13 protein-coding genes are annotated in these 16,978 nt (G+C 36.6%); 1 reads left to right on the top strand and 12 read right to left on the bottom strand.

Features of this window, described 5'->3' with window-relative positions; translation table 11 throughout:
- Positions 1-106 precede the first annotated feature (106 nt).
- The gene (locus tag V1224_05540; GenBank protein ID WWR16897.1) at positions 107-1,531 is read left to right on the top strand and encodes a hypothetical protein; all 1,425 of its coding nucleotides are present in this window, start codon (positions 107-109) and stop codon (positions 1,529-1,531) included.
- 246 nt (positions 1,532-1,777) lie between these two features.
- Here the strand turns inward: V1224_05540 and V1224_05535 are convergent, their stop codons facing one another.
- The 12 genes from V1224_05535 to V1224_05480 all read right to left on the bottom strand — a co-directional run bounded on the left by V1224_05535 (position 1,778) and on the right by V1224_05480 (position 16,925).
- A complete protein-coding gene (locus V1224_05535; protein WWR16896.1) occupies positions 1,778-2,797 on the bottom strand; it encodes a PDDEXK nuclease domain-containing protein in 1,020 nt (339 codons plus the stop codon).
- Between the two features lie 40 nt (positions 2,798-2,837).
- Positions 2,838-5,957 carry a type I restriction endonuclease subunit R gene (locus tag V1224_05530; GenBank protein WWR16895.1) on the bottom strand — a complete coding sequence of 1,040 codons (3,120 nt, stop codon included), beginning with the start codon at positions 5,955-5,957 and terminating at the stop codon, positions 2,838-2,840.
- A 19-nt stretch (positions 5,958-5,976) separates the two neighbouring features.
- Positions 5,977-6,918: a DUF1848 domain-containing protein gene (locus V1224_05525; GenBank protein ID WWR16894.1), complete on the bottom strand. Its 942-nt coding sequence runs from the start codon at positions 6,916-6,918 to the stop codon at positions 5,977-5,979.
- Complete coding sequence (locus tag V1224_05520; protein ID WWR16893.1) at positions 6,918-7,811, bottom strand: hypothetical protein; 894 nt, start codon at positions 7,809-7,811, stop codon at positions 6,918-6,920. The genes V1224_05525 and V1224_05520 overlap by 1 nt, the downstream gene beginning before the upstream one ends.
- A 73-nt stretch (positions 7,812-7,884) precedes the next feature.
- On the bottom strand, positions 7,885-9,063 hold the full coding sequence (locus tag V1224_05515) for a restriction endonuclease subunit S (protein ID WWR16892.1): 1,179 nt from the start codon (positions 9,061-9,063) through the stop codon (positions 7,885-7,887).
- Positions 9,064-9,140: 77 nt separating this feature from the next.
- Positions 9,141-9,491: a hypothetical protein gene (locus V1224_05510; GenBank protein WWR16891.1), complete on the bottom strand. Its 351-nt coding sequence runs from the start codon at positions 9,489-9,491 to the stop codon at positions 9,141-9,143.
- Positions 9,481-10,995, bottom strand: coding sequence for a class I SAM-dependent DNA methyltransferase (locus V1224_05505; GenBank protein WWR16890.1), 1,515 nt, complete (start codon positions 10,993-10,995; stop codon positions 9,481-9,483). Before V1224_05505 ends, V1224_05510 begins: the two co-directional genes overlap by 11 nt.
- A 68-nt stretch (positions 10,996-11,063) precedes the next feature.
- Positions 11,064-13,589, bottom strand: coding sequence for a S8 family peptidase (locus V1224_05500; GenBank protein WWR16889.1), 2,526 nt, complete (start codon positions 13,587-13,589; stop codon positions 11,064-11,066).
- A gap of 13 nt (positions 13,590-13,602) precedes the next feature.
- On the bottom strand, positions 13,603-14,592 hold the full coding sequence (locus tag V1224_05495) for an AAA family ATPase (GenBank protein WWR16888.1): 990 nt from the start codon (positions 14,590-14,592) through the stop codon (positions 13,603-13,605).
- A 46-nt stretch (positions 14,593-14,638) separates the two neighbouring features.
- Positions 14,639-14,851, bottom strand: a complete 213-nt coding sequence (locus V1224_05490) for a helix-turn-helix transcriptional regulator (GenBank protein ID WWR16887.1) — start codon at positions 14,849-14,851, stop codon at positions 14,639-14,641.
- Positions 14,852-15,084: 233 nt separating this feature from the next.
- Positions 15,085-16,542 carry a relaxase/mobilization nuclease domain-containing protein gene (locus V1224_05485; protein ID WWR16886.1) on the bottom strand — a complete coding sequence of 486 codons (1,458 nt, stop codon included), beginning with the start codon at positions 16,540-16,542 and terminating at the stop codon, positions 15,085-15,087.
- Positions 16,543-16,571: 29 nt separating this feature from the next.
- The gene (locus tag V1224_05480; GenBank protein WWR16885.1) at positions 16,572-16,925 is read right to left on the bottom strand and encodes a hypothetical protein; all 354 of its coding nucleotides are present in this window, start codon (positions 16,923-16,925) and stop codon (positions 16,572-16,574) included.
- Positions 16,926-16,978: the final 53 nt, after the last annotated feature.

Below are 16,978 nucleotides of genomic sequence, written 5' to 3'. Positions count from 1 at the left end.
CCGTTGCAATGCACTTCCAAAGGATGACAGCTTTTTCAGGGAATTTGCACAGAATGACTTTCAGCTATTGATAACCACCAGATGCCGTCCTACGCAGTACCCCATCATGGAATTAAAAGAACTGGATACAGATACCGAACTGCCGGAACTGTTTTACCGTCTGTGCCCTTCCGCAAAAGAAGATACACTGGCAGCAAAGCAAATCATACACACCGTACACAACCATACGCTAACCGTTGTGTTGTCAGCGTTGTCCTTATCCGCAAGCGGCATGGAAGCAGAAGAACTGTTATATGAACTACAGACCTGTGGGCTGAGCATTGCTTCCGGTGAAGCTGTTGAATTATATAAGGATGGAGATTACACTGATGGACTGATGGCAGAGCATTTAAGGAAACTGTTACAGCTTGGGAAACTGTCTGATCCCTGTCTTGATGTCCTGCGTAACCTTTCCCTGCTTTCTGCCTCCGGCGTATTAAAAAAAGCTTTTAAGAACTGGCTGAAACTGCCCTCGTTAAATGATGTGAATTATCTTGCCAAATACGGTTTTATCCATGATGACAAAGAAAACCGGAAAATCAGTCTGCACCCACTGATAAGAGAGATTGTTGCACTGGAAACTTTACCGTCCGTATCAAACTGCCATACACTGCTTGACAGTCTGCATTGCATCTGCCTTGTGCATGGACTGGAAGTTAAAAGACCACAGAATGTGATTGATTCGCTTATCAGCATTACAGAAAATATTTTAGCAGACATACCAGAGGATTATCTGCTGTTCCTTCAGGATATGTTCCCATGTCTTGAAAAATATCTTGTGACGAACTATCTGCCAAAACTTGTAGAACGGATAGAGTATGTAATGAAACAGGATACGCATTCCTACTGCGACAGGGCGTTGCTTCTTGACTATAAGGCAGAACTGTTTCTTATCAAAAATGATTATAAAAATGCCTTGAAGAAACGGTTAAAAGCTGTCAGTATCTTAGAACCGTACCATACAGAAGATGCTGACCAGCGGACAGCAAATCTGCTTTCAAACCTGTACAACAATCTTTCCAATACATACCTGCTGATGAAAAAGACAAAAGAGGCTGCTGAAATGCTCCATACTGCTTTAACCATCCGTCAGGAATATGTACATCTTGGACTGGCAGAATCACATGATATGCTACAACAGTTGTTGAATCTTACCAATATGTTGATCCTCTCCAAAAATACAGATATTGCAAAACAGGTTCTTGCCTCCTATGAGAATCTTGTTTTGGAACATGAGGGAACACAAACTTTAGATAATGGAGTCTGCCAGATGATGTATGGTGCGATTGCGCTTTCCGAGGGCAATGCTAAAGAAGCCGAACTTCATCTTTTATCTGCGGAAAATATTATTTCGGAAGTCATGGGAACCGATAACGATTATGCCAAAACTGTTTATTTGTACCTGAATAACCTGTATTCCCGATGGCAGAAACCGGAGCAAGCTTTGGCATATAAAAATAAATACATTGAATGTTCCCGCCATCGTCAATAACATTTTGGTCGCCATGAAAGTTAGCGAAAGTTAAAACTTTATCCAAATCATAAAAACAATGTCAAAAACCGCATAAAATAAAGGTTTTTGACATTGTATATGCTGTTGTGAAACATAAATTTGCCTCTTAGTAAAAGTTAGCGAAAGTTAAATTATGCCCTCAAATGTCGTGCTATTCAAATCACTCAGTTCGCCCAAATATTCAATCAGCACCTTATCATTAAAACACACTATCTAAATTTGTTCCTAATTTTCTTCGTCATCTAAAATATCTTTGACCAATTTTTCAAGTTCTTTTCGATTTGGTAAGTATAACTCATATTTAGATACAAATAAATTACTGTCCATTCCATACGTTGCATATTCTACCAATAATTCATCCTTGTTTTTGCTTAATATAATTCCAATAGGCGGATTATCATCTGGCATATTTTCTTCTATTGCAAAATAACCCATATACATGTTCATCTGCCCAATATCTTCATGTTGAACAGAGTTTTTCTTTAAATCTATCAGAACAAAGCATTTCAAAATTCTATGATAAAATACTAAATCCACATGGTAATGAACATTATTGATTGTTAAAGGATACTGCCGCTTAACGAATGTAAATCCTTTGCCCAATTCCAACAAAAACTTTTGTAAATTGTCTATAATTTTTTGTTCCAAATCATTTTCACTATACTTTTCCTGCTCTGGAATATTTAAAAATTCCAACGTATATGTGCTCTTTACAATATCTTCCGGACTTTGGCACTCAATGCCATTTTGGGCCAACTTTAAAATTCCTTCTTTATCCCTGCTGGAAGCCAATCGCAAAAACAACGCTGAATCCATCTGTCTCCGCAATGTTCTGACATTCCAGTTTTCCACAACACATTCTTTCTCATAAAAGCTGCGTTCGAGTTCATCATCTATTTTTATCAATTCGCATATATGGGACCATGATAAATTGTCAGACACTGTCTGACAATTTGAATATTTTAAATAAAACTTTCTCATATTATTTAAGTTTGGACGACTATACCCTTTTCCCAAACGTAATGTCAGCTCCTTTGATATTGTGGAAAGCAAATTTTTTCCATATGCTGCTTTCGCATTGCCATCCTGTTCAAATTCAACAATGTATTTTCCAATGCTCCAGTAAGTCACCGTCATCACTTTATTTATTGATGTCGCTAATTCATTTTTTGATGTATTTACCAATGCTTCAATATCCGAAATCATTTTTTCAAAACCTGCTGAATTTTTTACCAATTCATCCATAGCATTTCCTTTCTAAATTTGTCAGACACTGTCTGACAAATCACACATTATTTTTTTCATTCATGCCATATACTGAATCCTCTGCCACCATCAAAGGTTTTGTCCATGGCCCCAAATCATAAACTACTGATTCAGGCTTAATATTACTGCTCATCAGCTCCGCCTGCTTAATCACGATGTCAATAGCTCCTTTAGCTTTCTCCGGCGGATACTTATACTTTCTCAGAAGATGTTTTACCTGCGTTCGCATATAAGCACGGGCAGACTCTTTCTTATCCCAGTCAACCGTCCTGCTCCTACGAATTAATTCAGTCAATTCCTGTGCCATTTCCACTAAAACCTCATCTTGCATCTTTTTAAGGACTTCGGAATCTGCTGCCAGCGCATCATAAAATGCCAGTTCCTCCACTGACAAACCCTTTTCATCCCCAGCCTTATATGCTTCTGTCATTTCCCTTGACAGATTCAATAATTCTTCTATTACCTCTGCGCTGGTAATCAATCTGTTATTGTAAATTTTTAATAATTTCTGCATCTTCTCCGAAAAAAGCTGTGACTTTACAACACCAGTCCTTGCAAATACACGAATGTTGTCCTCCAGCAATTTACGCAGCATCTCTGCGGCTATATTTTTATGCTTCATTTTACGGATTTTGTCCATGTATTCATCAGACAATATTGAAATTTCAGGATTCTTCTTACCAGCCTGTGCAAATATATTATACACACCGTCCTGTTCTATTGCCTGCTCAAGCATTGTCATTATTCTTGCATTGATTTCGTTCGAGGTAATCCCCACCCGTCCTCCGCACTTGCAGAGTCCATCCTTAATACTCTTAAAAAATTCAATTTCCTGCTTTGTAGGTAAATCAAGCAGACTTCGGCATAAGGTTTCTGCTTGGCTGAGTGCTGTGGCTTCTTTGATGTACTCCTTCTTTTCATCTTCCTCAAATTCAAGGGCAAAATTTACGCCGTCTGCAATAACAGCCAGTCGTTCTGTATCTGAATCTCCAAAGAACGCTGAATAGTCAAATCCATAAAAGAAATCTCTCATAATTTCAAGTTTTCCAAGCGCAATCGAATAAGCCTGTCCCAAGTCAGAAATCTTATCCTGATCTCTCTTTGTATACTGACTTAAAGCTGTCTTCAGCTCTGCAGCCATGCCGATATAATCAACAATCAGTCCGGCTTCTTTATCCTTATACACTCTGTTTACACGCGCAATCGCCTGCATCAGATTGTGACCTTTCATCGGCTTATCTATATACATGGTTGCCATTGATGGAACATCAAAACCAGTCAGCCACATATCCACAACTATGGCAATCTTGAATTCGTTCTTTTCATCCTTAAATTCAACCATAAGCTGATCCCGGTATGCCTTATTTCCAATAATATCATGCCATTCTTCTTCATCCTTATTACTGGAAGTAAGTACTACCTTAATCTTATTTTTCCATTCAGGGCGCTTTTCCAAAATGATTTTATACAAATTAATGGCAATCCTGCGTGTCATACAAACAATCATTGCCTTCCCCGTCAGAACATACTGCCTGTCTTCATAATGTGCAATAATATCATCCGCCAGCAGGCTCAAACGCTCCTTTGAGCCAATGATTGCCTCTATGGATGACAGATCAGATTTGGATTTCTCTATTGCAATCTCAGATGCTTCCGCTGCCAACTTATCATATTCTGCATCTATTTTCTTTAACAGGTTTGCATTCAACTTGAGCTTTGCGGTACGATTTTCATAATAAATAGGCACAGTTGCACCATCCTCAACCGCCTGTGTCATATCATAAATATCTATGTAATCGCCAAAAACCTCAACTGTAGATTTATCATCAAAATCAATTGGTGTTCCGGTAAATCCTATGAATGTGGCATTGGGAAGTGAATCCCGCATATACTTTGCCATTCCATACTTCCACTCGCCTGTTTTCCTGTCCAGCTTGCCATCAAGTCCATACTGTGACCGATGCGCCTCGTCAGCCATAAAAATAATATTGCTTCGCTCGCTTAAAATTTCACTGCTTTCTTCAAACTTTTGAATCGTGGTAAATATAATTCCGCCAGCATTTACCCGCAACAAATCTTTCAGATTTTCTCGGTTCTGGGCTTGTTTGGGCGTCTGACGCAGCAGTAATTTTGAACTGGCACAGAACGTACCAAAAAGCTGGTTGTCCAAATCATTACGGTCTGTAAGAACAACAATGGTTGGATTGTTAAACTCAGGGTTGCTGACAATACATCCTGTATAAAATACCATAGACAGACTTTTGCCGCTCCCTTGCGTATGCCATACTACGCCAACCTTCCGGCTGTTTTCATCCAATGATTTCTTAGTGCGTTCAACCGCTTTTCTGACTGCAAAATACTGATGATATCCCGCAATAATTTTTACTGTCTTGCCTTTGATGTCTTGAAACACAATAAAATTACGAAGAATGTCCAGTATCCTTTCCTTCGGAAATACTCCGTTAATAAGCGTTGTAAAATAATTTACCCCTGATTCTTCAGGTCTTTCCCCATTCTCCGATTTCCATGTCATGTATCTTGTAAAATCAGAAGTTATTGTTCCCACTCTTGTATCCAAGCCATCGCTTATAACATTAAACGCATTATAATAGAACAATGTGGGGATATCCAACTGATAATTCTTTATCTGCTTATAGGCATCCTCTACCATAGTATCAGCATGAACCATGTTTTTTAATTCAAAAAGCACCATCGGAATACCATTGATAAAAACCAGTATATCCGGTCTTTTATTCTTGTATTCTATGACGGTGTACTGATTGATAACCTTAAAATCATTTAATTGCGGATTTTCAAAATCTATCAGATGCACTGTGAAAGTGGACTGCTCGCCGTTCACACGATAAGAAACAGGAACACCTTCAATCAGATACTTATGAAAGGCGGCATTCATATCTTCTAACTTTAACAGTCCGAGGTTTTTTATGGATTTGTAGGCTTCTTCTATAATATCAGATGTAATTTTCGGATTTATTTTCAGCATAGCAGAGTCAAAGTATTCTTTCAAAATCACTTCATGGTAATCTCTGTCAATGTCTGGTCCATAGAGGTATTCGTATCCTTTTTCCTGTAGTTCTGATATGATGACCTGTTCTAATGTATTTTCATTAATTGGCATAACGTCCAATCCTTTCCTGCTATAAATCAAATATACTTATTTGCCCCTCTTTTAAAGATTTCATCTTACGTTCAGTAATTTTATCTTCTTTGGTTATTGTTCCACATAATAGAGGAGATTGCGGATTATACATCTGACAATTGCTATTAACTTTTTCGTCTGAATAATTTGCATAGCAATATTTACAAGCATTCTTACATGTATTATAAGAACCTATTTCTATGCTTTCAATACATCCACATTCTTCTCTCTGATTCTTATCTTTTTTTACACTTATCTTACAACCGATTATTTTTTCTATCAATTCCTTATCTATACAACAATTATGTCCTACTCCATACGAAGCCAAATCAATTTCTTCTGCACATGTTGCAATTTTCATCTTATTATCTTTAGCAATAAGCGAAAGTTCTGATACAAACTCAAAAAATCTACTATCTTCTAATTTTACTACATGAATGTCTTTCATATTTTTCTTTGTTTTAGCATACAAATCAACAAAACTTATTACCACTTTGTCCGTATATCCTTGCAATGCATTTGTAATTTCACGAAAAGCCTTGATATGGTATTCTTCTGTATATCTATCCGTAAAAAGAATGGGGTCGTATCTCCAAATCACTTTTTCTTTCCCAATTTTTGAAGACAATTGGCAAAAAGTATTTATTACCTGTTTTCTCTTATCTGGCAAGTTCGGCTCAATATCTTTTCCATAACTTGTCAAAGTAAACTGAAAATAATAATTATATTCTTTTAATTGATCTAACTTATCCATCATTGGCAAAGGATTTTTTGTCCAAAATACGATACAGTCCACCGTTTGTGGAGACAAATCAATCTTACTTACCTGATGAATATTCATTGGATTTCTAACATATAGATACCCCTCTTTAATTCTATTAATAAACCATTCCGAATAGTAATTTGGGATATCTGTTCTCCTACTCACACTTAATATCATCAAAACACCTCTATTATATGTTGCGCACTTCTACACATTGCTCTTACATTATAATCATCAACAAATTCATTATCTATTTCATAATCCCAATCCAAGTCACAACTCTCATGCGCTGTTCCATCTCTTTGGCCATCTTTTATACCATCATACGGATAATAATACTTATGTACTCGTATATTTTTTCCGTGATCTTCAATCATTTCTTCCAACAACTCAAATCTATCTCTCGCTAAATAATGATTGATGTCATTAATGATTATAAATGCCCTATCCTCCATACTTAAAATCACATTTTCAATAAGGTTATTAAAGAATTCTTCAATCTCATCCTCTCTTCCATTATAAACTACATGAGATAAAACATATTGTAAAACTAAAATATTTGTTTTAGCCATTTTTTGGTTTTTGAAAGTTTCGATAGCATCTTCATAAAAATATTGTATACCAATATTAGATTTTGAAAATATTTCCTTTGTCTTTTCATTGATATCTTCCCAATATTTATTATGTTCAAATCCAATGTACGATATTGGTTTTGAATATTTTTTATCTTTCTTAAATTTCCATAAAGCATACAAATCTGGTGAGGGTCCTGAACCTATTGATAACATGTTAATATGCGGCAACTCCATAATTTCGCTTTCTATAATATTCAGACAATCTCCTATTTCAGAAGCATATGCATACATATATCTGCAAACATAATATTGTACCATATATGAACAATCATAATCTTGTCGTTCATCTACTTCCCTAGACAAATGAACTTGATCCAAACATTTCCCACAATTGCCCGGACATTTCGTACAATGATTACAATCTTCACATACTCTTTTCGACGCATATTTCTTTATATTTCTATCGCAATATTCTACTATTTTATCAATTTTCATTTTTACCCTCCAATCATTATGATATACTAAAGAATCCACTGACTATAATCACTTTAAACAATAATTTAATGGCTTAGAGCAGGATGTCGGAGACATCGACCTCGCCAGACATCAGCTTTGGTAGCAAATTATCTCTCAATATTACAAGTGATTGACTTTGCTCTTCTAAAACTTGCTGTTGCGCAAATATAGGAGCACAAAAATCATTAAATTTGGCAAGTGTTTCATTATCAGGAATGACCGCAGGAATGTTTTTCATTGTGCTGCCAGAAACTTCTTTGAAGGTAGATCCCGAAGCCATACCTTCAATAATCGAGAGATTGCGTTTCAAAAAGAAATACACAAAAGCTGTTCCAATCTCCAGTTTAGGTACAATCGATTTGAAACCCTGATTTGTCGTTACTTCACCAGCAGCGATAGCAATGTAACCTATTGGCGCACGAGATGAGAATAAAACAGTTCCTTTGGGCATGATGGTTGCACTACTGTTCTTTAAGCCAAGGTCAGTGATGTCATTTTCACCATGGGAGATGAACTTTGACTTATTGATGGATAGATCCTTCGGCGTTATCCATGCAATTCCAGACTTAGTGTAATACTCTGGTTTGGCTTTAGAAGGCGTACTACCTCCAACAACAGCACCGAAATCGCTGATTGTACCGGTAATCCACTCAGGGGCAACATTATCAACAAATAATTCTTGAAAATAAGATTGAACTTGTTGCTCTAAATTATGGTTTATTTTTCTATTTACCGCAATTTTATCATCCAACAATTTTAGAATACCTGCGATGGCTTCCTGTTCCTCCAACGTCGGAACCATCACTGTTATGCCCTGAACCACATCCGTTTGAACCCTCTGCCTTCCAGAAGATCCTACCATTGACTTAATTGCCGGTTCTCTAACTAATGGGCTAGATATCAAATAATATACAAAATCTGCATCTACTCCTTCTCTTGCCCTAAAAACAATATACTCGGTAGAGCCAAAACCAACTTCTCCATCATCTAAAATATTAACTTTAGCCGTTTTCCCATTTTCCAAACATGGTGTTATTCTTGCCATAATAGTGTCACCATTTCGGAATTTTGTACCGCCTGAAAAAGATTCTAATTCAAATTCTGTGATATCCCTACAAAAGGGCTGTAATTTATCCATTGCAATTTTCTTTGCAATGACACCTTTTTTAATTGTTTCACGGGGATTGAATTCAACAATTTCATCTAATCTTTTTGGAAACCATTTTGCCATATATTCGCCACCTTCATCTACCTATTTCTTACGCACCTTATTCGCATTCCTTCTTGCCTATTATAATTTTAACCTCTTCAAAACCCCATTTTGTGATTTAGATAATCGGAAATCCCTTTCCTCTCCAATGCAAATAATGGAATATGTTGATTGATATATCTCAACTCATTCCATAAAATCTCTGGTGGTTTTGAAACAGGCTGACTGGTTACACTCATGTTATTTCCATAAATATGCGCCAACAGATTAAGCTCCATTCGGTACTTTCCTGTGAGCATAGATATTCTTTGTTGCGCTTTCTGCATATCAAACGGAATACTATTTAAAACTTTGTCATTCCCTTCAATTTCATCCTCATATTCCTTAAAATCATACTTTTCCTTTAGATTCTCATAAGTTTTGTAAACCTCTCCCAAATCAAAGTTCATACCCAATCGCCCCCAATTTATTCCTTATTTCATCTTCCAACTCACGCGATTTTGCAAACAATCCTGACAGTTCCGAAGTCAGCCTCTGCATTTTTTCCTCAAATGGCTCTCCGTTCTCTTCTTCCTGCTCTATCCCCACATATCGCCCCGGCGTTAAAATGTAATCCTGCTCTCCAATCTCCGCTAATAATGCTTCCTTACAAAAGCCCTGAATATCCTCATATTCTTTTCCCTGTCTCCAATTCTGATATGTATCCGCAATCTTTCTAATATCTTCTTCCGACAGTTCCCTGACTTTCCGGTCTATCATATGCCCTAATTTTCTTGCATCAATAAAAAGCACTTTATTTTTGGAGTGTTCTGTCTTTCCCTTCCGCATAATCCACAGTGAAACCGGAATACCTGTAGAATAAAAAAGCTGACTTGGCATCGCTACGATACATTCCACAACATCACCTTTTACCATATTTGTACGGATATTTCCCTCATTTGATGTATTTGAACTCAAAGAACCATTCGCTAAAACTGTGCCGCACACACCACCTGCCGGATTCAAATGATGCAACATATGTTGAAGCCAAGCGAAATTCGCATTTCCAACAGGAGGAATGCCATATTTCCAACGAATATCTTCTTGTAACCGTTCTCCGCCCCAATCTGAAATATTGAACGGCGGATTCGCCAATATGTAATTTGCTTTTAACATCTTATGTTGATCGTCGTGGAACGAATCTGCATTATGCTTTCCAAGATTCGCCTCCAACTGCCTAATTGCCAAATTCATCTTTGCCAATTTCCATGTAGTAGGGTTGCTCTCCTGCCCAAAAATAGAAATATCCCTGACATTTCCCTGATGTTCCCTGACAAACCGTGCCGACTGACAAAACATACCACCACTTCCGCAAGCCGGATCAAAAATCTGTCCTTCAAATGGCTCTATCATTGAAACAAGGGTACGAACAATACAAGAAGGTGTATAAAATTCTCCACCCAGTTTTCCCTCTGCGCTTGCGAACTTACTTAGAAAATATTCATATACCCTGCCTAAAACATCCCTTTCCTGCGCTGCTGTTGAACCAACTTCAATATTCGTAAAAAGTGTCACAAGTTCTCCAAGTCTTGTTTTGTCCAACTCTTGACGGGAATAATTTTTAGTCAAAACCCCCTTTAATGAATCATTCTCTTTTTCTATTGCATCCATTGCATGATCTATAACCTTGCCAATATCCGTACTGGTGGCATACTTTTTAATTTCACTCCATCGAGCGTCTATAGGTACATAGAAAATATTTTCTGCTATGTATTCGTCTCTATCTTCTTCATCTCCATAACCTTCTGCTAATAATTGTTGGTATTTTTCTTCAAATGAATCAGAAACATATTTTAAAAATATAAGCCCCAATACTACATGTTTATACTCTGCCGCATCCATATTAGAGCGTAATTTATCCGCCGCCTGCCACAGCTTCTCTTCGAATCCTATATTCGTAGTCCCTGTTGCCATAATTTTCCTCCAAATCTAATATCTTTTGTTCCATCCATATAGATTATGCCACCATGCTATGCTTAAAATCACTTTTGCCTTGCTCTGTCGCGTGCCCTCTCTTCCTGACGCCTTCTCACTCTGACATTTGCGTTTAATCTGTCATATAATTTAATATCTTCTTCACCGTCATAAGAAAAAGTAATAGCCAATGCGTAATCCTGCGGCATTTCCTGTTCGGCATACTTAAATCTTTCTTTACCAGTAACCAAAATATATATGTATGGATCATTTACGTCCCAAAGTAAATCCTTCCCACCTCTGGCTTTCTTTTTCCAAATACGTTGTTGCAATGTTCCTTTACTAATTTCCTTATATCCCGGAGAAAAATCCGCTTTATATTGATTTGGAAATTTATCCAAATCATCTTCGTTGTCTTGCCCTGACTCCTTTTTTGCCTTATACTGAACTAACGTCTCTTCATCTATCTTCCTAAAAACCTCAAACCACAAATTATTTGTTAAATAATCCTTTCTGCTAAGTCTTGTTATGGGATTATATGCCAAACTGATTGAAATAGTTTTATCTGCCTTCGTCAGCAAAAACTCTTTAGGCATTGGTATTTTATAAAGATGAAAAGAGCGTAATGAAAGCCTGTCCTCCGCAAATAATGTCACTCTGTTATAATCGGAATATAATACACTTTCATCGGCTTTTCCAAACCCATACAGCCGAAGTCTTCTTTCTTGTTTGGGATTATCTTTACCTGTATATAATCCATCTTTAGATTTCTCGCCCCATTCAATCATATCTTCCGTACATCTTGCTGAATTTACTAATAATGAACGTATCAAGTTTGCAGACGGCTTCTCATTCAATTGTTTTTCTAATGCTCTTTCTATTCTTGCTGCTATATGTGTAACATGCGGAGCAGAAAAACTTGTTCCACAATATCCCTTAAATATTTTATCATTACCATTATTCAGTGTAGGCTCCAACAATCTCATATCTTTTTTAAACCATTGATTTCTTCCCCTCGTAAACTGTGAAACGGCAAAATTCCCACCATAATCAACAAAATCAGGTTTTATTGCTTTATTTACTCCTTTTCCTATTCTGGTAAACACAGATAGATAATCTTTCTTACCAACAGAAATTCTTGCAATCCCATGAGGAATCGCAGATGGCTCATCAAATCTGGTTATAGATCCAACAGTTATTCCTAATGCTGATGTTGCTGGAGCAATAAGCCTATGTTCCTTCTGAAATAACTGATCACGACATTGTTCCATTAACTGTTCACGTGAAATAAATTCCGCCAACTCCGGATTATCTAAATTTCCTGCACTTATAACAATGACAATATCCAACTCTCGTGATAACGCATCCAGCATTTCTGCCCATGCAAACTGCCGTCCACCACAATACAGCTGTTCTCTGTCTCCAACAGATAAATTGAATATTCTACATCCAAATTCGTCATGAAAATATTCTATTGCTTCTTTTACCATTTGCTCTGGTCTTTTGTCCAATGGGAAACAAGGCTCTCCCTCTTCATCATGCATTATTTTTCCATTACAAATCCTAACCAATGGCTTAAAAATATTGGTCTGCAGGCATTTATCAAAGTCTCCATACACTACAATGCCTGCAACTCCCGTACCATGTCCATTCATATCTGTTGTTGTATTTTCCGTCATATCAAACTCTTCCTCGGCAACAACTACATGCTCTAATAACGGGTTTCCAGTATACACTCCTGAATCCAAAACTGCCGCCAATGGTGCTTCATCTGTTAATTCGTCCTGTACAATAGGTTCATAATCTGACTTCAATAATTCAAATGGTTCTGAAGAAACCTTACTAAATGGCAATTCTATCATTGCAATAATATCCATATCTAATAAAGCATTTAGCGTAAATTCATTCACTAATACTCTTCCCAAAAGTAAACTTGGTGTCTGAAATAAATCCCCTAACAGCTTACTTCCTCCAGTTCCTAAGACATCCCTAATTTGCCCTTCAACTTCAAGTGCTGTCGTTTTTTCTCCATTAAACCAAACATCTATATTCACAACAAATAATCCCGTTGGAAATAAGGCAGCATTTGTAAAATACTCTTTTAACCTGACTCCTATTCTGTCTTCTCTTGTTACTGTTCTTATGGTATCTATACAGCAAAATATGTCTCTTCTCTGCGCATATGTCATAATAGATTCACTTTCATCATCTTCTTCCCATAAATTTCTTTCATGATTAAACGCCTGTATGTCATTCACATTTTCAAATTGAACTACAAGTTTGGACTTATTACTATTTGGTATATCAGTTTCTTCTACTAAATACATATTAAATTTGCGCACCAAATCTTCAAGTCGCTTAGGTGAAAGCGCATCACTCATTAATTCCAAGACAACAAGATTTTCAGACTGAATTCCAATATCACGTCTTTTAACTAAAATCTCATTTAATGATGTCTCCAATTGTATTTTCAGTTCCTCTCCATGTTGCTTCCTATTGCGTACAGGTGGATGTGGTGCATTTTTATATGGCGGAAACTTATACGGTCGTACCATTTCTTCTCGCATTATTTCAATATGATTATATTCTGCCATGCTTTAATCCCCCTTAATATCGAGTTTTTCTCAAAGAAACATTTTTTTCCTGCTTCTTTACTGCTTGCTCAATATCGCTTTTTGTATAAATTTTTTTTCCGTCCAATATGCATTGCTTCATTATTATTTGGCAAACTTTTTCAATATCTGAATGCGAAAACATCTCCAGTTCATTCAGATATTGTTCCAAAACATGTACAGGTCCTTTAAATCTCTTCATTCTTAGTTCAAACAACTTCATTTTTTCATCATTGGAGGGCATATCAAAGCGTATAGTTTCATCAAACCGTCTCCAAATCGCATAATCCAATGACTGTTCAAAATTAGTTGCTGCAATAATTAATGAGTGTCCTTTATAATTATCAATTTGCTGCAGAAAGGCATTAACAACTCTTTTTATTTCTCCATGCTCTGTATTATCATTACGACTTCTTCCAATCGCATCAAATTCATCAAAAAAAATCAACCAACTATCCTTTTTTGCATAGTCAAATACTTTACTAATATTGCTTGCAGTCTCTCCTAAATATGATGAAATTAATGCATCAAATCTTACATATAGCATTGGAATCCCTATTTCTCCCGCTAGAGCTTGTGCTGCTAACGTTTTACCACATCCCGGCGGTCCATAGAACAATGCTCTTCTTATAGGAAAGACCCCGTTGCTTACTAATATATCCCAGTTATTAAATTCTTTTATTATCTGTTGCAATTGAATAATTCTATTTTCCGAAACAATCAAATCCGAAAAATATTTTTCCGGATATATTATTTCAATTAAGGGCATATCTTTATCTTTATCTCTTGGAGTGTTTACAGAAAAAGTATTTACACTTTTCTTTTTATAATTTCCATTCAAAATTAATTTCAAATCGTCTGCCAATATACCATGGTTTTTCTTTTTTTCATCTTCAATTATTTCTGTTGCCACAGCATAAAACATTTCTTTATTATCCTGCTTAAAACTACTAAATAATTTTTTTAATAAATCGGCTCTAGCCATTTGTAATCTCCTTTCAGACCAGCATTGTTTGAAGATTATTGCACTTCTAAAATTTTTCTAATTCCGAAATCACATTCATACCTACAGTATTCTTTTTGCAAAATTCTATTAAACATACGATTGCTAATCTTTTAGGAACTCTGTGTCCATTTTCCCATCTATTAATCGTAGAAAAACTTACATTCAATTCATGAGCCAGTTCTTCTTGTGTAATTCCCAATTCTTTTCTAATACACTTAATTATCTCACTAAATGCCATATGTCTATACCTCCACTCTTAGAATATAGCACATGCTATAGCGTTAATCAATTCCTTTTGCTACATATTTACTTCTTTCCAACCAAATATCCACAAATTACATATTTCGTTCTCGAAAAAATATTCAACTGCTGTTTTCCATAGCAAATATAATAAATATTTTGTACGAATAGCATTGCTTATTCATCTCTGAGAAAGAAAGTATGTGACATTATTATATCTTTCTATTAATATCATCGTTCCCTACCTCTTCGCTTTTTCTGAATATTATCCATTACTCCGCAATGTTTTTTCCGATACTCATACTCTTTCAAGAACTCATCATAGACTGTCATCTTATATTTCATACTTTTTATTTTGCCTTCATCATATCCCATCCGCTTCTGATACTCTTTTAATTCTGTCATTTGATTGCTTGTCGGTGGTGGAAGCAGCTTTGCACGTTCTTCTAGGGAAAGCTTTGAAAAATCTATATCTTCTTGTCTGATAATTTCTGATTTTTTCTCTAAAACAGCTTCTTTTTTACCCTGCCACTGTTCATTGAACTCTTGAAAAACACTTCCATAAAAGATTTCTTCATCATTCTCATTCACGTCATTATCTACCTGAAAACGGTCGAAGGCTTCGTAAAATGAAATATTCCTGCCACTCTTTTTATCTGCTTCTACCGTCATCTCCGATTCTTTACCCCAAACACTCTCAGAATATGGAGAAACATATTCTGATTTATCCGCTTTTCCTCTCTCCTCGCTCCATTCCTCATAATCATCAAGATACTGCTTTGCTTCCTCAATATCCTGCATGGTACGCCTGTATTCCACCTGTTTCTGCTCTTTCTCCTGCATATACTGTCTGATCCCTGCCACTGTAAAACGGTTCCCAAGCTTGCTTCCCCTGACCGCCTGCGCTTTTCCTGCTTTACCCGCATGGTACGGAAGTGCATAACTAATGGTATTCCCTTTTAATCGTATATCCATGAGATATATTTTCTTTAACATCTCCACCACATCCGCAAGCGTTCTTGTTTCAGTGCTGTTCATTGCCAGTCTTACATAAGTCTTGATCTCTTCCTTAAAAGACAACTTATCATGCTTCTGCATCTGGCATTCCGCAAAACTTTTCCGTTCCTGCGTCCGTTCCTCATTATAGAATGTATCCCTGACCGAATGTGTCAGCCCCCGCTCCATGCACTGTTCCCCGAAAAACTGCGACATCTCTTTCAATTCCGGCATTCCCCTGCGGAAAGATTTACCATCCTTCAGATTACAGTTGCTCACAATAAAATGCACATGGATATGCTCTGTGTCCATATGCACCGCCCACATTGCTTCATATCCTTTGCTCCAAAAGAATTTATGTGCAAATTCCCTTGCTATCTTATCTGCTTCCTCATAGGTCAGCTTATCGTTATCATCCGGATGAAAAGAAATCGACATCTTTTGCGCCAGAATATCTTTCTGCTTGTAACGAGAATATTTTTTATCGTGCATTTTCCTTGTTATCAGCAGACTGTTAGCAAAATTATCCCTGTTACATCCAAACGCTCCGTACAGATCCGCTCTTGTCTTTTGGATTCCTTCTTTTATCTGTTCTTTTTTCGTTCCAAGAATATAATCTGCCGCACTTTTTAACTGTGCGACAGATTTGCAGTAACTGTAATTCACATTGACATTTCCATAAACCTCTGCCATAGACCACATTCTCCCCTCATTTTTTCTGTTTAGGTTATTTTCTCCCATATACGAAGCAGACTGTTTTCAATTTGTTTATATCTGTATTCCGTATATTCAAGTGGCTGCTTCATATCCATGCCGCCATAGGTATTGAATATCTTTGCTATCTGGTTGATATTGACTCCCTGTTTTTTGAGTTCCGCCGAAAGCTCTGACAATAAATTACGCACATCCTTCAGCGTAACGCCATCTGCCTGTTTTCCTTCACTTACCCGCAATAGATAATCTATAAAATCTGCATTGCTGCCGTATCCGCTAGCTTCTTTTTGTTTTTCAAACTCTGCCTGCAGCCTTTCATCGGTTCGGATATAGATTACTCTATCCCTTGTCCTGTTTCCCATAAATTTCCTCCAATCTGATAATGATCTCTCTATCTTCTAAAAACAACCTTGCA

The sequence above is a fragment of the Lachnospiraceae bacterium JLR.KK008 genome (assembly GCA_037015955.1).
GTDB lineage: Bacteria > Bacillota > Clostridia > Lachnospirales > Lachnospiraceae > VSOB01.
Note: the sequence above shows the minus strand (reverse complement) of the source record. Positions and strands in the feature narration are given on the sequence as shown.